This window comes from Adlercreutzia aquisgranensis (assembly GCF_943193145.1).
Taxonomy (GTDB): domain Bacteria; phylum Actinomycetota; class Coriobacteriia; order Coriobacteriales; family Eggerthellaceae; genus Xiamenia; species Xiamenia aquisgranensis.
Genome location: NZ_CALPDA010000004.1, coordinates 26,064 through 48,747 on the forward strand (window position 1 = coordinate 26,064; position 22,684 = coordinate 48,747).

At 68.0% G+C, this 22,684-nt stretch carries 15 protein-coding genes; 13 read left to right on the top strand and 2 right to left on the bottom strand.

The features are described from left to right. Positions 1–11: 11 nt before the first annotated feature. Both NFR41_RS03145 and NFR41_RS03150 read right to left on the bottom strand, forming a co-directional pair. Positions 12–2,501: an oxidoreductase gene (locus tag NFR41_RS03145; RefSeq protein WP_251230689.1), complete on the bottom strand. Its 2,490-nt coding sequence runs from the start codon at positions 2,499–2,501 to the stop codon at positions 12–14. Positions 2,502–2,706: 205 nt separating this feature from the next. Beyond that, the gene (locus NFR41_RS03150) at positions 2,707–4,203 is read right to left on the bottom strand and encodes a helix-turn-helix transcriptional regulator (RefSeq protein WP_251230690.1); all 1,497 of its coding nucleotides are present in this window, start codon (positions 4,201–4,203) and stop codon (positions 2,707–2,709) included. Between the two features lie 314 nt (positions 4,204–4,517). Here NFR41_RS03150 and uvrA point away from each other — a divergent pair, with 314 nt between their 5' ends. The 13 genes from uvrA to NFR41_RS03215 all read left to right on the top strand — a co-directional run bounded on the left by uvrA (position 4,518) and on the right by NFR41_RS03215 (position 22,607). Beyond that, positions 4,518–7,409: an excinuclease ABC subunit UvrA gene (gene uvrA / locus NFR41_RS03155; RefSeq protein ID WP_251230691.1), complete on the top strand. Its 2,892-nt coding sequence runs from the start codon at positions 4,518–4,520 to the stop codon at positions 7,407–7,409. Between the two features lie 18 nt (positions 7,410–7,427). After that, positions 7,428–7,973 carry a GNAT family N-acetyltransferase gene (locus tag NFR41_RS03160; protein ID WP_251230692.1) on the top strand — a complete coding sequence of 182 codons (546 nt, stop codon included), beginning with the start codon at positions 7,428–7,430 and terminating at the stop codon, positions 7,971–7,973. Positions 7,974–8,367: 394 nt separating this feature from the next. Then, on the top strand, positions 8,368–8,637 hold the full coding sequence (locus NFR41_RS03165) for a twin-arginine translocase TatA/TatE family subunit (protein ID WP_160212417.1): 270 nt from the start codon (positions 8,368–8,370) through the stop codon (positions 8,635–8,637). A gap of 208 nt (positions 8,638–8,845) precedes the next feature. Then, positions 8,846–10,402, top strand: coding sequence for a helix-turn-helix transcriptional regulator (locus NFR41_RS03170; RefSeq protein ID WP_160212418.1), 1,557 nt, complete (start codon positions 8,846–8,848; stop codon positions 10,400–10,402). A gap of 82 nt (positions 10,403–10,484) precedes the next feature. Further along, complete coding sequence (gene murB / locus NFR41_RS03175; protein ID WP_160212419.1) at positions 10,485–11,429, top strand: UDP-N-acetylmuramate dehydrogenase; 945 nt, start codon at positions 10,485–10,487, stop codon at positions 11,427–11,429. Further along, positions 11,430–13,538: a cation:proton antiporter gene (locus tag NFR41_RS03180; protein WP_160212420.1), complete on the top strand. Its 2,109-nt coding sequence runs from the start codon at positions 11,430–11,432 to the stop codon at positions 13,536–13,538. It begins immediately after the preceding gene. 7 nt (positions 13,539–13,545) lie between these two features. Beyond that, entirely contained in the window at positions 13,546–15,390 is a 1,845-nt protein-coding gene (cydD, locus tag NFR41_RS03185) for a thiol reductant ABC exporter subunit CydD (RefSeq protein ID WP_160212421.1), read from the top strand. Further along, positions 15,374–17,092, top strand: coding sequence for a thiol reductant ABC exporter subunit CydC (cydC, locus tag NFR41_RS03190; RefSeq protein ID WP_251230693.1), 1,719 nt, complete (start codon positions 15,374–15,376; stop codon positions 17,090–17,092). Before cydD ends, cydC begins: the two co-directional genes overlap by 17 nt. A gap of 100 nt (positions 17,093–17,192) precedes the next feature. After that, complete coding sequence (locus tag NFR41_RS03195; RefSeq protein ID WP_160212423.1) at positions 17,193–18,134, top strand: tyrosine-protein phosphatase; 942 nt, start codon at positions 17,193–17,195, stop codon at positions 18,132–18,134. Positions 18,135–18,246: 112 nt separating this feature from the next. Beyond that, positions 18,247–18,870, top strand: coding sequence for a TetR/AcrR family transcriptional regulator (locus tag NFR41_RS03200; RefSeq protein ID WP_160212424.1), 624 nt, complete (start codon positions 18,247–18,249; stop codon positions 18,868–18,870). 134 nt (positions 18,871–19,004) lie between these two features. Further along, positions 19,005–20,432: an amidophosphoribosyltransferase gene (locus tag NFR41_RS03205; protein ID WP_160212425.1), complete on the top strand. Its 1,428-nt coding sequence runs from the start codon at positions 19,005–19,007 to the stop codon at positions 20,430–20,432. 130 nt (positions 20,433–20,562) lie between these two features. Then, positions 20,563–22,194 carry a Y-family DNA polymerase gene (locus NFR41_RS03210; protein ID WP_251230694.1) on the top strand — a complete coding sequence of 544 codons (1,632 nt, stop codon included), beginning with the start codon at positions 20,563–20,565 and terminating at the stop codon, positions 22,192–22,194. Next, entirely contained in the window at positions 22,191–22,607 is a 417-nt protein-coding gene (locus tag NFR41_RS03215) for a hypothetical protein (RefSeq protein ID WP_251230695.1), read from the top strand. Before NFR41_RS03210 ends, NFR41_RS03215 begins: the two co-directional genes overlap by 4 nt. The last annotated feature ends 77 nt before the right edge of the window (positions 22,608–22,684 follow it).

A 22,684-nucleotide genomic window follows, 5' to 3' on the forward strand; every position in this document is an offset into this window, starting at 1 on the left:
CGAGAGGGCGGCTATAGGGCGCGGGCGCAGAGGTTGGCCGTGGAGATGGCCTTCTGGATGTTGTGGGGCTCGGCGCAGTCGCCTACGGCGTACACCTCGAAGCCGGCTGCGGAAAGCTCGTCGGCCAGGTCGATGTTGGGAACCATGTCGTGGAACTCGACAACCGTGTCGCAGGGCAGGACCTTCTCGTCGCCCGTGTTCGTGATGATGGTGACGCTGTCGGCGGCGACGCTGGCCACGGTCGCGTCGTTCCACACCTTCACGCCGTTGCCGTAGAGGTATCCCATGATGTAGGTGCGGAACCAGCCGCTCTGCCCCTTGTCGATGAGCTTCTCGGGGCCCGGGTTTACCATGGTGACCTTCTTGCCTTGGGTGACCAGGTAGGCGGCGAAGTCCACCGCTTGCACCGCTGCGCCGAGGATGACGACCCTGTTGCCCATGTGCTCCGTGCCGAAGGCCCCTTCGGGATCGAGCACGTTGTCTCCGGAGAACTGGCTGACGCGGCTGCCGCCCACGGCCACCACCACGGCGTCGGGCTTGGCCTCCTTGACGGTCGCGACGTCCACCGCGGTGCCGAGGTGGACGTTGACGCCCAGGGATTCCATCTGGCGGGCGTAGTAGGCCAGCATGTCGTCGAAGTGCTCGTGGTCGCCCTTCACGCCTCGTGCGAAGCGGGTGAGGCCGCCAAGGCGCTGTCCGGCCTCGTAGAGGTCGACGCTGTGGCCTCGCTCAGCGGCTACGCGGGCGGCCTCGAGTCCGGCAGGGCCGGCGCCCACCACCATGATGGAGCGCTTGGACGCGGCCGGCGTGGGGACGCGTCCTTCGGGCATGGTGTCGGTAAGGGACGCGTACGAGGCGGCGTTCATGCGGCACGAGGAGGGGTACATGCGGTTCGAGCCTATGTTGTCATGGCAGTGCATGCACTTCGCGCAGGGGATCACGTCCTCGCGACGATGGTCCGCCATCTTGGCCACCAGCTCGGGGTCGCAGTTGAGCGGGCGGTTCATGAACACCAGGTCGAGCTCACCGTTGGCGATGGCGTTGTCCAGGAAGTCGGGTCCGACGCGCAGATCGGTGTAGGCGGCGCAGCCGACGGGGACGTCGACGGCTTCCTTGATGGCCTTGACCATGGGGAGAAACGACGCGAACCCGGAGCGGCTGCCGTCCACGAGCCCCTCGAAGTGGCTGCTGTAGTCGAATCGCGTGCCGTAGCCGGTCAGGCCGTCGGCGTTGCGCACGGCATGCTGGACGTCGGGCGCCCAGATGTTCATCTCCTGGCCGTTGACGCCTACGCGCACCTGGATCCAGTCGGCGCCAGCGTCCACCAGGGCGCGCGAGATGGCCTTGCTTTCCTCGATGGTGAGGAACAGCTCGTTGTTACCCAGGGAAACGTCATTCTCCTCAACGCCGTTGATGAGCGCGCCCACGGGGAAGTCGTCGCCGTTGACCTCCTTGATCTTCTGGATCATGCGGACGAACAGGCGGGTGCGGTTCTCGATGGACTGCGGGCCGTACTCGTCCTCGCGCTTGTTCACGCGGCGGGAGAGGAAGCCGTTCAGGGCGTCGGCGCTGGCGCCCTTGACCTCGACGCAATCGAAGCCTGCGGTCTTGGCGCGCCTGGCCGACTCGCCGACCTCCTCAATGAAGGCGTCGAACTCCTCGACGGTGGTGTCGTTGATGACCGAATCGGGAACCACGGGGTTTCCGCCGCCGAAGAATATCTGGAAGCCCAGCTTCGCCCCTCCGGCGTGAACCGCGTCGACCATGGGGGCGATGGTGGCCAGCGCGGCTTCCACGTCGTCGGTTTCCAGGCTGCCGGGAAGCATGTACGCGCTTCCCAGGGCGCCGCCGGGGAGCAGTATCAGCGATACGCCGTTGTTCGCCATCGCGCCGTAGAGCTCGGTGCAGACGGCCAGGTTGCTGCCGCTGCTGTCCTTCCATGGGTTGCTGCCCGCGCTCTTGATCACGCGGTTGGGAAGCTCCATGCTGCCCAGCTTGATCGGCGAGAACACCTTGTCGCAGGTGCCGTCGAACGAGCGGTAGTCCCCGTTCTGGGGGTTCAGGGGCTCGTCGCCGGCAGGTAGCGACAGGGCTTGGGCGATGCAGTCGCTTATGCCCTTGCGCAGGGCGGCGGTGCAAAGCGATGCGCCGGTCACGCCGTCGACCTCCGACGGATTGCCGGTGTCGGCCGCGGATGCGCAGAACTGCTGCAGGGCCCCTTCGTACACCGGGAAGTAGTCGCCTTCGGTGGTGGCCGTAACGGTGTAGCCGACGCTGGCGATCGAGGCGTCGTCGAAGGTGCAGGCGACCTCGACGGTGGCGAAGGGCGTCTCCTGGATGCTCGTGTAGGAGCCGGCCGCGTAGGGGCCCGCCTTGGTTGCGGACGCTTCGGCTTCGGTGGGCGAGCCGGAGCAGCTCGCAAGACCCATGAGCGCAGCCGCGCCGATGGTCCCCGCTCCCATGCCTTTGAGGAAGTTACGCCGTGACAGTTCGTTTCTCATAAGATTCGTCCCCTTGTCTCTCGTTTTCTCGCCGAGGCCTGATGCCCGACGTTCTTCGGAAGCCCGCTGCGCCGTGCGATTCCGGCGCCAGGCAGGGGACAGTATGGGGTAGGGTGACGGATTGCCCTATCGCCTAGTAGGGGTGATAGTGGGGTTCGGCATCGCCTGGGAGGTTTGAACTTTCGCTGCGTCGGAGCCGTTTGCGCTACTCGACGTTCAGCAGCACCCTCAGTTCGTCGCGGGAGTGGATGCCCAGCTTGCGGTAGATATGGTTCACGTGGGTCTTCACGGTGTTGGTGGAGATGACGAGCTCCTCCTCGATGCGCGGGATGCTCATGCCGCGGGCCATGCACAGCAGCACTTCCTGCTCCCGGGCGGAAAGTCGTCCCTCTTCGGAGATCTGGGCGCATCGCGCGGCGACGAGGGTCCGGTAGGAGGCGATGTCACGGTCCAACCGAGCTCCGCGGAGGGGTTCCTCGTCCTCGCCGTGCGGGTCTTCGCCTCGCCCGTTGTGGGCTGCGGACAAGGGCCGCACGTCGTCGGTGGCGGGATGCCTCAGCCACAAAGCGGTGGCCAGGACCATCAGCGCGAACACCGTGCCGTAGAAGGCGATGCGGGCCATCGGGTCCCCAGGGGCGCCCAAAAGGTGGTCGACAAGGAGCATCCCCAGCAGCGTGCAGACGCACATCGCAGCGCTGAACAGGCTGAACAGGAAAACAGGCGAGAGGCCGAAGCGATAGGAGCGGTCGCTGGTCACGATGAGGGCGAGTATGATGACGAGCGCGGTGCCGGTATTGACGCAAACCTGGGCGAGCACGGAGGACGGCGCTCCGACGAAGGCGGCCAGGACGAGCCCGAGAAGCGTGACGGGAAGCGATACGCCGATGATGGAGTGGACGGACATGCGCGAGCTTGCCGCAACCGTCGCCGCAAGAACGATGACGCCCGCGATCCCGAACGAGATGACGTTGAGCCAAAGGGTCGACCCGGCCCGGGTGGCACCGAACGCGAAGGCGTAGGCGGCGACGAGCGCGAACGACTGCCAGGGGAAGAGCGCGGCGCGGGCGGCAGCCTGGGGGCTGGGGGCGCTGGCGCGGGAGAGCCCCTGCTTGAGAGGGGTGCTTGCCGGCTGCGCGAAGGAGAAGAGCCCCTGCGGCCCGACCAGACGCTCGTCGGAGACGTGGAGGAGGACGATGCTTGCCAGGGGAAGGAGCAACGCTATGCCGAAGTGCGCTTGGTCGGGGGTCGACGCGACGGCGACGTCGAGGACGGAGGTGGCCGCGAAGGAGAAGGAAATGGCGAGCACCGCTTGGAGCAAGGGCAGCTTTCCGAAGTAGACCGCCCACAGGATTACGATCCCCGTCTTGGTGACCGACCTCAGGCCCGCGCCGAGCCACGCCCCCGTCTCCCCCAGTCCCCAGCCTGCGGGGTCGAAGGCGAAAAGCGTGTAGGCGAAGCCGCAGAGGACGACGAAAACCGATGCGACGGAGAAGCCGGCCGGTTTGCGCAGCTGCTTGTAGAGCAGTGCGAAGCAGACGGCCACCGCGAGGCTGATGACCCGGGACAGAACGCCGGCGTCCGCCAGGGCCGGGTTTCCTGCCATCCGCGCCGTGCTGTCGATGGTGAAGGACCAGACGTAGCTCAACGCGAAGCCGAGTCCTAGGACGATGGTGCGGGCGTTCCTCAGCCAATTGGGTGTCATGGTCTCTCCGGTTTTCGGTAAAGGGGTTTCCGCGTTCGGGAGGGGGCGGCTTGCGATGCTCTTCGCGGTTTTGGGAAGCTCCCGCGAGCGTTCATTATAGCCCAGGGTACCGCGGGTCGACGAGGGCGCTGCCCCCGCGGTGCGCGGTGGCGGAAATATCTGTCTATTCTCTGATAAAACACATGTTCGTTTTTTGACGAACCGGCAAACGGGTCGGGAGTTGCTATACTTCGCATCTGCAAAGGAATCGAGCCGCAGGCTTGCGTCAAGACGCTGCAAGCCTGTGCCGCTTGTGAGATAGGGAGCGGAGCTTCATGTCACAGAACGCCATCGTCATCAAAGGTGCGCGGGAGCACAACCTCAAGAACATCGACCTCACCATTCCCCGGGACAAGCTGGTGGTGATCACGGGCCTGTCCGGCAGCGGCAAGAGCTCGCTTGCCTTCGACACCATGTACGCCGAGGGGCAGCGCCGCTACGTCGAGAGCCTCTCCAGTTACGCCCGCATGTTCCTGGGGCAGATGTCCAAGCCCGACCTGGACAGCATCGACGGCCTGTCGCCGGCGGTGTCCATCGATCAGAAGACCACGTCGCGCAACCCCCGCTCCACCGTGGGCACCACCACCGAGATCTACGACTACCTGCGCCTGTTGTTCGCCCGCGTGGGCATACCCCATTGCCCCGAATGCGGACGCGTCATCAAATCGCAGACCACCGACCAGGTGACCGACGACATTCTGGCGCTCGCACCGGACGCCAAGGCGATCCTCATGGCTCCTGTGGTGACCGGTCGCAAGGGCGAGTTCACCAAGCTCATCGCCGACCTGCAGAAGGAGGGCTTCTCCCGGGTGCGCATCGACGGCGAGATCGTCAGGCTCACCGGCGAGCCCATGGTCCTGAACAAGAAGATCAAGCACTTCATCGACGTGGTGGTGGACCGCGTCACCTTGAAGGAATCGGCGCGCAGCCGCGTAGCCCAGGCGGTGGAGCTGGCCACGGGCCTGGCCGAGGGGCGCGTGCTGGTGCAGGTGCTCGACGAGGCGGGCAACCCGCTCGGCGAGGCGGGGGGAACCTCCAGCGGGGCCACGGGCGGCCTGGGGGAGGGGGAGCACCTGTTCTCGCTGGCGCTGGCGTGCCCCGAGCACGGCCACTCCATCGACGAGCTGCAGCCCCGCGACTTCAGCTTCAACGCCCCCTACGGCGCCTGCCCCGACTGCTTGGGCATCGGCTCGCGCGAGGAGGTGGATCCCTCCCTTCTGGTGCCCGACCCGTCGCTTACGTTGGCCCAAGGGGCCATCGCGCCGTTCAAGAGCGGCAACTACTATCCTCAGGTGCTGCGGGCCGTGGCCCGTCATATGGGCAGCGGCGACGACGTGCCTTGGGAGGATATGCCGCCCAAGGTGCAGCGCGCCATCATGCACGGTCTGGGAAACCAGAAGGTGCGGGTGGACTACGTGACGGTGGACGGCCGGGAGACCTACTGGTTCATCGAGTGGGAGGGGGTGCTCGAAGCGGTGCGGCGCAAGTACGCCGAGGCCCAGTCGGACACTGCCCGGGAGAAGCTGGCCAGCTACTTCGCCACCATCCCCTGCGCCACGTGCCAGGGCAGGAGGCTGAAGCCCGAGATCCTGGCGGTCACGGTCAGCGACAAGTCCATCTACGAGGTGACCCAGCTCTCCGCCGCCGACAGCCTGGCCTTCTTCCAAGGCTTGAGCTTCACCGGCGCCGACGAGGCCATAGCCGGCCCCATCGTGAAGGAGATCGTCGCCCGGTTGAAGTTCCTGGTTGACGTGGGCTTGGACTACCTTACCCTCGAGCGAGCCACGGCCACGCTGTCGGGCGGCGAGGCCCAGCGTATCCGCCTGGCCACCCAGATCGGCGCCGGGCTCATGGGGGTGCTCTACATATTGGACGAGCCTTCCATCGGGCTTCACCAGCGCGACAACGAGCGGCTCATCGCCACGTTGGAGCATTTACGCGACCTGGGCAACACCGTAGTGGTGGTGGAGCACGACGAGGACACCATCCGGGCGGCCGACTTCGTGGTGGACATGGGGCCGGGTGCCGGCGAGCACGGCGGCCAGGTGGTGGCGGCGGGAACACCTGCCCAGATCGTGAAGGCCAAAGGGTCGCTCACGGCCGACTACCTGTCCGGCCGCCGCACCATCCCGGTGCCCGAGAGCCGCCGCAGCCCCGGTCGCGGCGAGCTGCAGCTGATCGGGGCCTCGGAGAACAACCTGCAAAACGTCACGTTGTCGGTGCCCTTCGGAACCATGACCGTGGTCACTGGCGTCTCGGGCAGCGGCAAGAGCTCTCTTGTCACCGACACGCTGGCGCCGGCCCTGGCCAATCGTGTCAACCACGCCCATCGCCGCACCGGCGCCTACCGCAAGCTCGTGGGCGTCGACAAGATCGACAAGGTCATCAACATCGACCAGAGCCCTATCGGCCGCACGCCGCGCAGCAATCCCGCTACCTATATAGGGTTGTGGGACGACATCCGGCAGCTATTTGCCAGCACCCAGGAATCGAAGGCTCGCGGCTTCGGGCCGGGTCGCTTCAGCTTCAACGTCGGCGGGGGCCGCTGCGAGGCCTGCAAGGGCGACGGTCAGATCAAGATTGAGATGCACTTCCTGCCCGATATCTACGTTCCCTGCGAAGTGTGCGGCGGGAAACGCTATAATCGCGAGACGCTGCAGGTGACCTACCGCGGCAAGAACATCTCCGACGTGCTGGACATGACCGTGGACGACGCGCTGTCGTTCTTCGAGAACATCCCCGGCATCAAGCGCAAGCTGCAGACGCTTCACGACGTGGGCTTGGGCTACATCCGGCTGGGGCAGCCGGCCACCACGCTTTCGGGCGGCGAGGCCCAGCGGGTGAAGCTGGCCAGCGAGCTGCAGAAGCGCCAAACGGGCAAGACGTTCTACATCCTCGACGAGCCCACTACGGGCCTGCACTTCGAGGACGTACGGCAGCTGCTGGAGGTGCTCCAGCGTTTGGTGGACGCCGGCAACACGGTGCTGGTGATCGAGCACAACTTGGACGTGGTGAAAAGCGCCGACTGGATCGTGGACCTGGGTCCGGGCGGCGGAGAGCGGGGCGGGCGCATCGTTGCCCAGGGCACTCCGGAGGAGGTCGCCCGGGTGGATGCGAGCTACACGGGGCAGTTCGTTGCCCGCATGCTTGCGGCAGGCGGGCGCTAGGGAAGAAGGGAAGGTGCTATGGCAGCTGTCGAGGTGAGGAGGGCCGAGCTTTCCGACCTGGAGCGCGTGATGGAAGTGCTGGGCGACGGTCGGGCGGCCTTGGGCGAGCTTGGCATCGACCAATGGCAGCAGGGATACCCGTCCAAGGACGTGGTGCTGCGCGACATAGCCGGCGGCAACTGCTGGGTCGCCGTGCCCGAAGACGAGGGCGTTGTTATGGCCACGGCCTGCATAACCTTGGATGGCGAGCCCATCTACGACGTCATCGACGGGGCCTGGCAGACCGACAGCACTTCCGCAGATCCTTCCTACGCTACGGTCCATCGCGTGGCCGTTTCGTCCCAAGGCGCCCGTCGCGGGCTTGCCAGGCTGCTGTTCAGCCATGCGGAGAAGCTTGCGCTGGACGCCGGCTACCGCAGCGTGCGGGTTGACACCCATGCCGGCAACATCCGCATGCGCACCCTGCTGCCGTCGCTGGGCTACAGCCAGTGCGGCGTGGTGATGCTCGCCGACCCCAAGGAGCCCACCCGAGAGCGTACCGCCTACGAGAAAGTGGTGGCCTAGGGGCGCACGCCCCTGGGCGGCGCCTTCGCCGCCGCAGGCCGACCGTCGCCTTCGGACGCTTCGGGCTTCGGCGCCCGGCCGCATTCGCCAACCTGTCCCGCCCCGCATCTGCCGGGCGGGATTATTTTTTTTCGCTCGCCCCCTTCGCGTGTTTCTCAAGTAAATGCATGTGAGCAGGTGTTTCATCGAGTCATGGTTTTGCATGACAAGAGATTTCCGGCCGTAATCGCACAATCAGGGCTTTGCACGATAGACCTTTTGCCGCGCCGCTGCCATGATTGGCCCATCAAGTTCGCATCGGGCTTGTTTCGGAAGGCGAGTCCGATGCGGAAGGCAGGCTGGCGCGGCGCACAAAGGGAAACGCCGCACCGCAATCGTCACAGGAGGCGAACACATGAAGTTTCTTGGCATGGGAGTACCCGAGCTGCTCATCATCCTGGCCGTCGTGCTGCTCATCTTCGGGCCGCGCAACCTTCCGAAGCTGGGGGCGTCGCTGGGCAAGACGGTCAAGGGCCTTCGCGAGGGCATGAGCACGCGTATGGACTCCGACGAGGACGACGACGAGGAAGAGGTCGTCATGGAGATCGAGGAGGCCGAGGACGAGCCGGCTCCGGCGAAGAAGACCGTCCGCAAGAAGACGGCGTCGGCGGCCCAGAGCGCCTAGCGCTTTGCCGGCGCACGGTCTTCCGGCCGTTGGGAGAAGGCATAACCGTACATACTGGCAGGCGCATCTCCCTCCCTGCGCCTGAGGAGCCCCGGGCTGCAAAGCCGGGGCTCTTCGTTTTTTCTGCATTCTGCAAGCGAGCATTCGCTTCGCGATAAAATAATGGTTCGTACTCTTTCGACGACAAGGCGAGGCAGGGCAAAGGCATATGGCGGACAAGCGGCAGGCGGGCGCGGATACGGCTTCGGGCGCTCTTTCCCCGTCGCCGCGCAGCAACCTGCGCGCCTGCTCGCTCATGGTCGGCTTCGCCTGCTGCATGGGATACCTGCTCATGATGGCCACCGGGGGCATGGAGGCCGCCGTGGTGGTAGGGGGGCACTCCCTCGACGACGCCGACCTGGTCCTGTTCCTGCTGGGATGCTCCGGCTCCCTGTGCTTCGTCGCATGGGCGACGCCACGGGCGCGCGACGCGGCGCTCTCGCCTCTGGTTCTGCAGGCAGCCTGCTTGCTTGCGGCCGTCTGCGCCTTGGGGTCGCTGCCGTTTTTCGGCGCCGGGGTGCTGCGCGCGGTCATGGCGCTTCTGGGTGGCGCTGCGGGGGCGCTCATGCTGGCTGCTTGGGCGCGGGCGCTGCAGCTGCGCTCGGGCGGTTCGACGGTGCGGGCGATCCTCGTGGCCTGCGGCCTGGCCTCGCTGGCCTGTTTCTCCGGGGCGCTGTTCGGGCCGGCGACGACCGTGGTCTGCGCGGTGCTCATGGCCTTGGCGACCATTCCGTGCATCCGGCTGTGCATGGCCGATGCCGACCGCGCGGCGGGGTCCGAGGCGGCAGAAGAGGCCCTTGCGCGGGGGTCGGGCTGTGCCATCGGCATCGGCGACGTTCTGGCCACGAAACGGCAGCGGCTCTCCACCAAGCGCCTTTCGGACAAGATGCTGGGGGGCGCGGCGCTCTTCGGAGTGGCCGCCGGCTTCATGTACACCTTCGACAGCCCGTCGCCCGCAGGCGTTGCGCCGGCGTTCGTCTGGAGCTTCCTTCTGCTGGGGCTTTTCTCCATCGCGGTCCTTCAGCTGCTCTCCGACGATTCCCGCCTGGTATCCGGGCGCCCGAACCCCCTCGAGGCCCCGTCCCGCTCCCTGCTGGGGGCGTACCGCCTGGCGCTGCTGCTCATGATGGCCGGGTACCTGTTCGCCCCGGTGCTTTCCGGTTTCGCCGTCACCGGGTCCTCCATCGTGCTTGCGGGCTTCCTGGGCCTGCAGTTCGTGCTCGCCGGCATGTTCCTGACCGTGTCGAAGGTAGCCGAACACGATGCGGCACTCTCCTTCTCTCGCGGATTCTGCTTTCTGTACCTGGGTCAGGCTGCGGGGCTTGCAGCCGGCACGGTGCTGCAGTGGTACGCCGTGGCCGGCGCCTTCCCGTACTTCGTCGTGGGCTGCGCGGGCTTGGTCGCTCTTTTCGCCTACCTGTTCCTGTTCACCGAGGGCGACTTCGGCGCGCTCATCGCCATCGCCGCTGAGATCGACCGCTTCGACGAGGCGTGCCAGCTGATAGCTTCCCGGTTCGAGCTGTCGAAGCGCGAGTCGGAGCTGCTGCCGCTGGCGCTTCGGGGGCGCTCGGGGGAGCGCATGGCATCGGAGCTGTTCATCTCGAAGAGCACGGTGGAGACGCACCTGAGGCGCATCTACCAGAAGACCGGTACGAAGAACCGCCAGGAGCTGATAGATTTGGGCGAGCGCACGCAGCGCGAGCTGGCCTTGGGGGCCCGTCCGTGAGGCGCGCCGGCTTCGCGCGGACGGCGCCTCGTTCGCGCTGCGCCCGCCTCGCCCGCCCGACCGTTTCGAAGAGAGGACGCCTATGAGGCATGGGACGACGCTGGGGGAGCCGTTTCTCCAGGCGCTTGAATCGACGGTGTCCGCCGGCACCGTAGCGCGAGAGGTGCCGCTGGCGGGGCGGACTACGTTTCGCATCGGCGGTCCGGCCGAGCTGCTCGTGGCTCCCGGCTGCGCTAAGGAGGCTGCGGCAGCGTGGGCGCTCGCGAAGGCGTTCGGCGTGCCCGTGCGCGCCTTGGGCGAGGGCAGCGACCTGCTCGTCGCCGACGAGGGCGTGCGCGGCGTGGTGATGGCCCTTACCGAGGGGCTCGGAGCCGTGCGGGTGGAGGGGGACCGCCTGTTCGCCGAGGCGGGCGCCTCCAACGCGTCGGTGGCCGAGGCGGCCCGGGCGGCGGGACTTGCCGGCTACGAGTTCGCCTGCGGCATCCCCGGCAGCATCGGCGGCGCGGCCATCATGAACGCGGGGGCCTACGGCGGCCAGTTCTCCGACGTGGCCGAGAGCGTCCTGTGCGCCGACGACGAGGGCCACATCTTCGAGGTGAATGCCGCGCAGGCGGCCTGGGGATACCGCGAGAGCCTGATGGGGGAGCGCGGGCTGCTGGTGCTGGGGGCGACGCTGCGCCTGCGCCCCGACGACCCCGACGCCATCCGCGGGCGCATGGACGACCTTACCCGCCGCCGCGAGGAGAAGCAGCCCCTGTCGCTGCCGAGCGCAGGGAGCACCTTCAAGCGCCCCGAGGGGCATTTCGCCGGCAAGCTCATCGACGATGCGGGTCTGCGCGGGCACCGCATAGGCGGCGCGCAGGTCTCCGAGCTCCATGCCGGCTTCGTCGTCAACGCCGGCGGGGCCACCGCGCGCGACGTGGCGGCGCTCATCGAGCATGTGCGCACCGTGGTGCGCGAACGGTTCGGGGTGACGCTCGAGCCCGAGGTCCGCCTGTGGGGCTTTACCGAGGAGGATTGCAGGTAGATGGAGCTTTTCGAGCTGGTGCTGCTGCTTTTGGGCTCGGTGCTCGTGTCGTCGGTGTTCGCCGGCGCCATATCCAAGGTGTCGCTGCCCCTGGTCCAGGTGGCCATCGGAATCGTGGTGGCCGTGCTGTGGCAGGAGCCGCTGGTGGTGGAGGTGGACCCGGAGCTGTTCCTGGTTCTGTTCATCGCCCCGCTGCTCTTCGACGAGGCGCGCCATGCGAACAAGCGGGCGCTGTGGCGGGAGAAAGGCGGCGTGGTGTCCCTGGCCGTCGGGCTGGTGCTGGCGACGGTGCTGGTCGTCGGGTTCGTCCTCAACGTCTTGGAGCCTTCCATACCGCTGGCCGCCGCCTTCGCGTTGGGCGCGGCGCTCGGACCCACCGACGCCGTGGCCGTGACGTCGCTTTCCAAGGACATATCGCTTACGCAGCACCAGCGTACCCTGCTGCAGGGCGAGGCGCTCATCAACGATGCCTCGGGCGTCGTGTCCTTCCAGTTCGCCATCGCCGCGGCCACGACGGGAGCCTTCTCGCTCATCGATGCGGGCGTTTCCTTCGCGGTATCGTTCTTCGGGGGCATCGCCGTGGGAGTGGCGCTGGCGGCCGTCGCCATGCTCGCCTTGCGCATGCTGCGCCGCAGCGGCCTGGAGGACACCACGGTCTACGTGATCTTCGAGGTGTTCATGCCCTTCATCGTGTTTTTGGCCGCCGAGCACCTGGGCACCTCGGGGATTCTGGCCGTGGTGGCCGCGGGGTTGTTCATGACCTTCAGCCGAAGCGAGTCCGACGCCTTCGCCAGCGAGCGCAAGATCGTATCCTCCAGCGTGTGGGACGTGATCGTCTTCGTCATCAACGGCGTGGTGTTCGTGCTGCTGGGCATGGAGCTGGCGCTGCTGGTGTCGCCCACGTGGGAGGTTTCGGGCATGTCGCGAAGCACCATGCTGGTGCTGGTGCTGGTGGTCACCGCCATCGTGCTGGGGGTGCGCTTTCTGTGGCTGTGCGTCATGGAGTGCTTCCATGAGAGCCGCGAGACGGGCAAGCGCTGGTCGATGACTGCCCAGGGGGCGAAGAGCGCGCTCGTTACCACGCTGTCCGGACCGAAGGGGGCCGTGACGCTGTCCATCGCGCTCACCATACCCTACTACGCGACCTCGGCGACCAACACCATCGTGGCGTTTCCCCACCGAGGCGACCTCATCTTTTTGGCGTCGGGCGTCATCGTGCTGACGTTGCTTCTGGCCAACTTCGTAGTGCCGCTGCTGGCCCCGCGCCAGGAGGAGGACGAGGCTTCCTCCACCGAGGCCGAGATCGCGATCCTGCGGCGGGTGGCCTCGCAGCTTTCCAGCCAGGACGAAGGGCCCAGCCCCGCCACCGCGGCGGTGGTGGCCGACTACAACGAGCGGATCGCCTCGCTTATGCGCGAGCAGGCGTCCGCCGAGGCCGTGCGCCAGGTTCGCTTGGAGGTGATCGAGCGGGAGCTGGCCTTCCTGGACACCGCCGCGGCCGACGGCTACGCCTCGCAGGAGGCGTGCGAACGCTATGCGCGCCGGCTGGAGGTGTCCCACAGGCGATTGTCGGGCCGCCGCGGCGACAAGCATGCCCTGGGCTCGACCAGGCCTCCCCGCACCGCCGCCTACTGGATGGGGCTTCTGCGCAGCGCCGTGGCGTCCAAGGACGCCTCCGAGTCCCGGGCGGCCGAACGCCGTCGGCTGAGCATCGGCGTGGAGACCGTGGCGGTGGGGTACCTGCAGGGCTGCATCGACCAGCTGTCGGCCGACGGGGAAGGGCCGTCCTCATCGACGGCGCCTTTGGCGGTGCCCGATGATCGCAGGCATGCGCTGCAGCTGCAGCTGAGCGAGCATCGCGGCGCGTTGCGCATGCTGGAGGCGGCCCGTGCGGCGGCCGACGCGGCGAAGACGGGCGAGATCGATCTTGCGGCCCCGTTGGACGCCGCCGGCATCCGGGAGAGCATCGAGTCGGTGGAGGCCGAAGGGCTTCGCCTTGAGCTGGGCCAGATCGCTCGCTTCGAGGACGAGGGGCGCCTCTCGCGCGGGCGGGCCAACGAGCTTCGGGAGCACGTCTACCTTATGCAGATGGCCCTGGGCCAGAAGTAGGGGCGGTATGTTCGACGGGCGTCTACTGGGTTTTTCCGGAGTGCGGGCGGCTTTGGCCCTGTGCTGCCTGCTGGCGCTGGCCATGGCGGCCGCCTGTTTCGGGCAGTCCGCTGCCCTGGCGTCGGCCCTGGACGCTCTGCGCGCCGGGTCGCCGGCGGATGCCGCCGCGCTTCCGCTCGCAACGTTCGTCGGCTGTCTCGTGGTCGTCCGCGCGCTCGGCTGCCTTCAGGACCGCGTGGCCGACGCGCGGGCCTGGGCCGTGGCGGACGAGCTTCGCGACTGCCTGGTCGGCAAGCTGTTCGACAGTGCCGGCCGCGTCTCGGCGCGCCAGGGAGCCGGCGCCTTCGCGTCCCTGGCCGTCGAGGGTTGCTCCCAGGTGCGCACGTACCTGAGACTGACCTTGCCGCGCGCGGCGAACCTGGCCTTCCAGATGGTGCCGCTTCTGCTGTGCGTAACTGCGCTCGACTGGGTTTCCGGTGTTATCGTGGCCGCGGTGGTGCCCGTCATGGTGTTCTACCTGGCGCTGTTGGGAAAGCAGGCGAAGGCCTCCGCCGTCGAGCAGCTGTCGCGGGGCTCCTACCTTTCGGGACATTTCCTCGACTCGGTCCACGGGTTGCCCACCCTGGTGGCCTTCGGTCGGGACGGGGAGTGGGGCGCATCCGTCCGTCGGGCCAGCGAGCGCTTCCGCGAGGCCACCATGGCCACGCTCAAGGTGGCCACGCTCTCGGGGGCGGTGCTTGACCTGGGCTGCACTCTGGCCGGCGCGGCCGTGGCGGTTATGCTGGGGTTTCGCCTGGTGGACGGTTCCGTCTCGTTCCTCGGCGCCTTCACGGTGCTGCTGCTGGTTCCCTTGGCCCTGGCGCCCCTGCGTGCTTTCGCCTCCGACTTCCATGCCACGCTTGACGGTCGCGAGTCGCTGACGCGCGTGCTCGAGCTGGTGCAGGGTTTGCCGAAGGAGCCGTGCGGCGTCGGCGATGGCGGGCTGCCCGAAGACGCAGAGTCCGGGCCCCGGGAGGCCTCGCTGCGCGGCTGCGCGCCGTCCGCTGCGAGCGCGGGGTCGGCCGAGACGATGCTGCGCTGCGAGGGGGCGGCGTTCTCGCGGGACGGGGCGCCGATTCTCTCCGATGTGAGCCTGCTGGTGCCGCAAGGGGCGAAGGTGGCTTTGGTGGGCAGGAGCGGGGCGGGGAAGAGCACCTTGCTGTCGCTGATGGCGGGCATGGAGGAGCCCTGTGCGGGGCGGCTGTGCTCCCCGGCGGGCGGTTGCGGGCGGCTTGCGCAGGCGCGCTGGCGCGACCGCGTGTCGTTCGTTCCCCAGAACGCGGCGGTGCTTGCCGCTTCGATCAGGGACAACGTGGCGCTGTACCGTCCGTGCGCTTCCGACGGGCAGGTACGGCGCGCCCTGGAGCAGGTGGGCTTGGGCGACCTGCTCGACGGCTTGCCCGATGGGCTCGACACCGTCGTTGGGCGCGGCGGGCGCGCCCTGTCGGGAGGGCAGGCCCAGCGTCTAGCCCTCGCCAGAGCCCTCGTCGACCCCGACCGCGACGTGCTGTTTCTGGACGAGCCTACGGCGTCGGTGGATTTGTGGACCGAGGCGGAGATGGCGCCGGCCCTGCTTCGCGCCATGGAGGGGAGGACCGTGGTCATGGCCACTCACCGCCTTTCCTGGTTGGAGCACTTCGACCAGGTCGTCGTGCTGGAGGCGGGGCGCGTGGTAGCCCAGGGAGCCCCCGGGTCGTTGGCCGGCATCCTGGGGGGCGTCTGCGCGCCGGAGGGGCTTGCGGGCGCCGCTGCGGAGCATCTGTCGCTTCGCGGCGCCTTGGAGGGGAGGTGCGGCGATGGCCGGCAGGCGTAGGGAAGGCCGGGCGCGCTGGTCGTCGACCCTTCGCGCCGACCGATGGGTGGTGCCTTATCTGGGCCGCTACGGCAAGGTGATGCTGGCGGCGCTTGCGCTGGGCGTGGCCGGTTCGGCGTTCGCCATGGGCCTTATGTTCACGTCGGGCTACCTTGTCAGCGCCAGCGCGCTTGTGGCCAGCATCATCGTGCTGCACGTGCCCCTGGCCTGCGTGCAGCTGTTCGGCGTAGGCAAGCCGCTGCTCGGCTACGGCGAACGGCTTGCCAGCCACGACTGGGTGCTTCGGATGACCAGCAGCCTGCGCACGCGCTTGTTCGGCGCCTACCGGATGCTGTGCCGGCAGGGCACGGGTCGCTTCGACGCCGCCGCGCGTGAGGCCATGGGGTTTCTGGGAGAGGACGTGGCCCATATCCAGAACCTGTACCTGCGCTGCGTGTTCCCCATGGTCGTCGCCTGGGGCGCCTCGCTCGTCGCACTCTTCGCCATCGGCATCGTGTCGGTGCCGTTCTCCCTGCTCATGCTCGTTGAGATCCTGGTGACGGCCGTCGCGGCGCCGTTGTGGTCGGCCGCGGTGAACGGGGCGCGCATCGAACGGCAGCGCGCTCTGCGGCGGGAGCGCCTCGAGCTTCTGGCCGACGATGCCTCCGCGGCTGCCGACTGGCTGCTGTCTGGCCGTCGCGACGACTTCCTGGCGCGCCAGCAGGCGCTATCCGGGCAGGAGCGCGCCCTGGAGCGGGCCCGGAACCGGTTCGATTACGGAAGGGACATCGCCCAGGCGGCTCTCTTCGCCCTGGCCGTTGCGGCTGCGGCGCTTTGGGGAAGCGCTGTCTTCGCGCCAGCGGGCGCCTTCGAGGCCAGCTGGATGTGCGCCTTCGCCATAGGCCTCATGCCGCTTTTCGACGCCATAGCCCTTCTGGGGCCCGCTGCCGAGGAGGCCGGGTCCCACCGCGATGCCATCCTTCGGCTGAACCGGCTGGCGGAGCCGGATGGGCGATGCGGCGGCTTGCGGGCCTCCGGTCCGTCGACACCCGACCCGTCATGCTCCTTGGCGGTGGAGTTTCGCGATGTGACCTTCGGGTACGGCGATGCGTCGAAGCGGGCGCGGGGCACGGCGGTCATGGACGGCTTCAGCCTGGCCATACCCGTCGGCCAGAAGGTGGCCGTCCTAGGGAGAAGCGGCGCGGGAAAGTCGACGCTGGTCGCCTTGGCGGCGGGGCGGCTGCACCCGCAGGCGGGCGAGGTGCGCCTGTTCGGCCGCCCGGCGTCTCGCCCCGGCGAGGCGCCGGCAAGCGAGCTTGTCGCCTTCGTGCAGCAGGACGCCTACCTGTTCAACCTGACGCTGCGGGAGAACCTGCTTGTGGGCGACGCCGAAGCGGGCGACGAGGCGCTGGAGGCGGCCCTTCGCGCCGTGGGTTTGGGGGAGCTTCTGGCCGCCATGCCCCGCGGCTTGGACACGCCCCTGCTCGAGGGCGGAATCCGCTTGTCGGGAGGAGAGCGCACCCGGGTGGCGCTGGCCCGCGCATACCTGCGGAAAAGCCCGTTGGTGCTGCTGGACGAGCCCTTCGCCGCCTTGGACGAGCGCACCCAGGAGGCGGTTACCCGGACGCTTCTGGAAGCCTTCGCCGACCGCACCGTCGTGGTCGTCACCCACGATGAGCGCGGCTTGGACCGGTTCGACCGGGTGCTCGTGCTCGAGCCGTAGGCCCCTGCGAACGCGAACCGTTTGCTTGCCGATGCTGCCGCGCAACCTACGGCGGCCGCTTTTCTGGGAACATGGATGCTCGACGAAAGGAGCATCCATCATGGAGACCAGCAACGAGAGCTTTCTTCAGGCCCTCCGTTCGTTGTCGGAGGCGGCCTCGCGAAGGGACGGGAAAGGCGAGGGAACGTTCGACCTGGGCAACCCCGAGCTGCCCGAGCCGGTCGACGGGTTCGTCGATTTCGGCCATCTGAGCCTTCGGGGCCTTCCGAACACGCGCGATCTGGGGGGCATGCCTGCCGCCGACGGGCGCGTCGTCGTCGCGAACCGTCTTATCCGCTCGGGCGATCTGCACAAGGCCGCCTCGAAGGATCTAGAGGTGCTCGGAAACCAGGTGGGGCTTCGCCGCGTAGTGGACTTCCGCACTGCCTTCGAGCGCTCGAAGGCTCCCGACCCCGAGCCCTTCATGCCCTTTGCGCGCTTCTACCATGTGCCCGTGGTCAGCGAGCAGGCCGTGGGCGTGACCCGCGAGGCGGGGCTGATGGGCGACCTCAGGCTGTTCCGCGAGTACAGCGGCACGCCCTTCGAGGCGGTGGCGCACGTGTACCGCCAGGCGCTGCTGGGCGAGGACGGCATCCACGCCTACTCGTCGCTGCTCGAGATCCTGCTGGCCGCCGATAGGGGGGCGACCCTGTGGCACTGCACCGAGGGCAAGGACCGCGCGGGTCTGGCGTCGGTCATCGTGGAGTACGCCTTGGGGATGAGCCCCCAGGTCATCATGGCGGACTACCTGGCCACCAACTGCTTCGTGCGCAACTGGGCCGAGCGCATGGCCGACGCGCTGGGGCGCGCCCATCTGGCGGAGATGCTGGACGGCGACGTGGATGCGCTGTTCTACGCCAATTCCGTCTACCTGGTGACCGGCGTGGCGGCGGTATCGGAGCGCTACGGCTCCTTCGACGACTACCTTACGCAGGCGCTGCACTTCGGGCCCGGCAAGCGCGAGAAGCTGCGCCGGATGTACCTGACCGAGCTGGACTCCTAGTTTTTCGTCGCCGCGGCGACGCACCCGGGCGCGCCATGCTAAACTAGCGGTTGCTTGAAACTATGGCGCCGGCGGGCGGCTTCGCACGCCGGCTTCGGAAAGGGTGGTGGCCATGGGAAGGCCAGCGGGGGCGAACCGCAACACGAAGGAACGTCTGCTCGAGGCGTCGGCCGAGCTGTTCTCGCAGCTGGGCTACGCCGGCACGTCGGTCAAGGCCATCGCAGGCGCCGTGGGCATCAAGGACGCGTCCATCTACAACTACTTCCCCAGCAAGGAGGCCCTGTTCTCCGAAGCGATCGAGCGGGAGCGGCTCTACTTCGCCGAGGCCATGGACGCCCGCGGCGTCTTCTTCGACGCTGCCACCCAGCGCGTGGCCGCCGAGGCGCCGGAGAGCTTGGAGGCCTTCGAGGACTTCCTGCTGTCGTACTGGGAGCCCTTCTTCGCCGATCCCCGCGTTGCGCGCCTGAGGCGCATCCTGGTGCTTGCCGCTCCCTGCAACGACGACGCCCGGGCTATGCTCCTGCGGCTGTTCTACGACCATCCGCTGGGCTTTGCGGGCAGCATGGTGGAGCATTTGGCGGCCGAGGGGGCCATGGGGCAGTGCAACCCCCGCGTGGCGGCCTACGAGGTGTGCGGGCCGGCCCTGACCATGCTGGGCCAGGGGCTTGCCTGGTCGGAGGCCCAGCGGCGCCTGCGCTCCCAGTACCGCGCCTTTACCCGCGCGCACAGCCTGTAGCGCCCGCCTGCGCACTGCGCGCCCGCAGCCCTTTCGTCGCCGTTATCGGCAGAAGGCTTGAAGAAGCCGCGCACCGCGCGGTGCGTGGGCTATACTAACCAGCTCAAGGCCAAACGACGGCAGAGAGGTTCTCTATGGGCGGTTTCTTCGGGGCAGCATCGAAACGCGACGTGGTGCTGGACGTGTTCTTCGGCGTCGACTATCACTCTCATCTGGGCACGCGCCGGGCGGGGCTTATCTTCGTCGACGAGCGCGACGGGTTCCAGCGCGAGATCCACTCCATCGAGAACACCCCCTTCCGCACGCGCTTCGAGGACGACCTGCCGGGATTCCACGGCACGAGCGGCATCGGCTGCATCAGCGACACCGACCCCCAGCCGCTGCTCATCCGCAGCCATCTGGGCACCTTCGCCCTCACCACCGTGGGCGCCATCAACAACGCCGAGGCCCTGGTGGAGGAGTTCTTCGAAAGCGGCGAGAAGCAGTTCATGGCCATGAGCTCGGGGGCAGTGAACTCCACCGAGCTGGTGGCGGCGCTCATCAACCAGAAACAGGACCTGGTGGAGGGCATCCGCTACGCCCAGGAGCGCATCGACGGCTCGCTCACGCTGCTCATCATGCTGCGCGACGGCTCGATCATCGCCGCCCGCGACGCCATGGGGCGCCTGCCGGTGCTGGTGGGCCGCGACGAGGACGGCCGCTGCATCTCCTTCGAGTCCTTCGCCTACCATAAGCTCGGCTACGCCGACGACTACGAGCTGGGTCCGGGCGAGGTGGTGCGCGTCACGGCCGAAGGGGTGGAGCAGCTGGCGGCCCCGGGCGAGCGCATGAGGATCTGCTCGTTTCTGTGGGTGTACTACGGCTATCCCAACTCCAACTACGAAGGGGTCAACGTGGAGGTCATGCGCTACCGCAACGGCGCGGTCATGGCCCGCGACGAGCTGGCGCGCGAGGGGTGCCTGCCCGACGTGGACTACGTCGCCGGCGTGCCCGACTCCGGCGTGCCCCATGCCATCGGCTACTCCACGGAAAGCGGCAAGACCTTCGCGCGGCCCTTCATCAAGTACACGCCCACCTGGCCCCGAAGCTTCATGCCGTCGAACCAGGACGTGCGCGACCGCGTGGCCAAGATGAAGCAGATCCCCGTGCCCGAGCTCATCGAGGGCAAGAAGCTGCTGTTCGTGGACGACTCCATCGTGCGCGGCACCCAGCTGGGCAAGACCGTCGACCAGCTCTACGACGCCGGCGCGGCCGAGGTGCACATGCGCAGCGCCTGCCCGCCCATCATGTACGGGTGCAAGTACCTGTCGTTCTCGCGCAACACCTCCGACATGGACCTCATCGCTCGGCGCACCGTGCAGAAGCTCGAGGGGGACGAGGGCCAGCAGCATCTGGACGAGTACGCCGACGCCGGCACCGAGCGTGGCCGCTGCATGCTGCAGAGCATCTGCGAGGAGCTGGGCTTCGACAGCCTGGGGTTCCAATCGCTCTCGGGCATGATCGAGGCCATCGGCATCGACCCGGAGTGCCTGTGCACCTACTGCTGGGACGGGCGGGAGTAGCCTTTAGGCCCGCGCCCCGACCGCTGCGGCGTCCCTGCGGGGGCGCCGTTCGCCTTTCAAGGGGGGGAGTTCCGGCGCGCCGACCGACGAAGCCGTTGCGCTTATCGCCGTTCTCGGCGATAATGGGAACATGTGTTCCCGTTATCGCTACATAGCCATCGACCTCAAGTCGTTCTACGCCTCCGTGGAGTGCCAGGCCCGGGGGCTCGACCCGCTTACCACGAACCTGGTGGTGGCCGACGCGTCCCGTACCGAGAAGACCATCTGCCTGGCGGTGTCGCCCTCGCTCAAGGCCTACGGCATCGGCGGGCGCGCACGGCTGTTCGAAGTGGTGCAGCGGGTGCGGGAGGTGAACGCCGAGCGGTTGGGGGCGCTTCGCCGCGCGGGGGCGCGCAGCGTGCAGGCCTGCGGGGGCGGTTCCGCTGCTTTTGCGGCGGGGGTCCCGGCCCGGGCGGGCCTCTTTCCGAACGACTGCACGGGGCGCGACCTTGGGGCCTACCGGCCCTTCGAGGGGGCGCTGTTCCAAGGCTCGTCCTTCCACGATCCGGCTGTGCGCGCGAACGCCGCTCTTGAGCTCGACTTCCTTGTAGCCAGGCCGCGCATGGCCACCTACCTGGACTGCTCCACCCGCATATACCAAGTGTACCTGCGTCATTTCGCACCCGAGGACGTGCACGTGTACTCCATCGACGAGGTGTTGGTGGACGCTGCGGGCTACCTGGCCTCGTCGGGCAAGACCGTGCGCGAGCTGGCTTCCCAGGTGGTGTCGGAGGTCTACGCCGAAACGGGCATCACTGCCACGGCCGGCATCGGCACGAACCTCTACCTGGCGAAGGTGGCCATGGACATCTTGGCCAAGCACGAGCAGCCCGACGGCAACGGCGTGCGCATCGCCGAGCTGGACGAGGACGCCTACAAGCGGCGTTTGTGGTCCCACGAGCCGCTGACGGACTTCTGGCGCGTGGGTCCCGGCTACGCCCGCAAGCTGCAGGCCCACGGCATGCGCACCATGGGGGACGTGGCCCGCTGCTCGCTGGGCGGCCCGGGGCAGCGCCTGAACGAAGATCTGCTGTTCAAGCTGTTCGGCAAGAACGCCGAGCTGCTCATCGACCACGCCTGGGGGGTGGAGCCGGTGGGCATGGCCGACATCAAGGCCTACCGGCCTCGCAGCAGCTGCAAGGTGTCCGGCCAGGTGTTGCAGTGCCCCTACACCGCCGCCGACGCCCGGCTGGTGGCCTGGGAGATGGCCGACCAGCTGGCGCTTGATTTGTTGGCGGAGGGCATGGTCACCGACAAGCTGACGCTGACCGTGGGCTACGACCAGGTGGGGGAGGGGGAGTCCTTCGACGGGCGACTGGATACCGACCGCTACGGGCGCACCATCCCCAAGCATGCCCACGGGACGGCGAACTTGGAGGCGCCCACGGCGTCCTCGACGCTCATAGCCGAGGCGGTGACGGAGCTGTTCGACAGGCTGGTGGACCGGCGGCTTCGGGTGCACCGCATCACCGTGGGCGCCGACCAGCTGATCACCGAGCAGGAGGCCGCCTTCAGGCGAAGCCATCGCCAGCTGCGCCTGTTCGAGGACGAGGAGCCGTCGGAGGCGGCGGACGGCGAGCTTGCCCGGGAGCGCAAGGTGCAGGGGGCCATGCTCGACATTCGCGGCAAGTTCGGCAAGAACGCCATCCTGCGGGCCGCGAACCTGCAGAAGGCGGGTACCGCGCGCCAGCGCAACAACCAGATAGGGGGCCACAGCGCATGAGCGACTACTCCGATATTGCGGACTTGTCCCGCCCCCGCTCCCGCCGTCCCCCCATGCCCTTGTCCGACCGTGCCGCCCAGTTCGCCCCCTTCGCCGCTCTTTCCGGCCACGAGGCCGCAGTGGCCGAGGCGGGCCGTTTCACCGACGAGCGCGCCGTGCTGAGCGACGACCAGAGGGATGCCATCGACCGGGCGCTTGCCCTGCTGCGCGAGCGGCTGGGGTCGCGCCCGGCGGTCAGGATCGCGTACTTCAAGGCCGACAGTCGCAAGGCCGGTGGCGCCTACTGCACCTGCGAGGGGCGCCTTGCGCGCATCGGCGAGCACCCCGGCTCGCTCGTGCTTGAGGACGGTGCCACGGTGCTCCTGGCCGACGTGGTCTCCTTGGAGCTGGCCGACGGCGGGCTGCCCTCGTAAAAACTCTGTAACATCGAAAGGGCCGAGGCCGCTGCGCCCGTACCTTTAGTATCATGGTCAAGCTCAAGGCCCCTGCG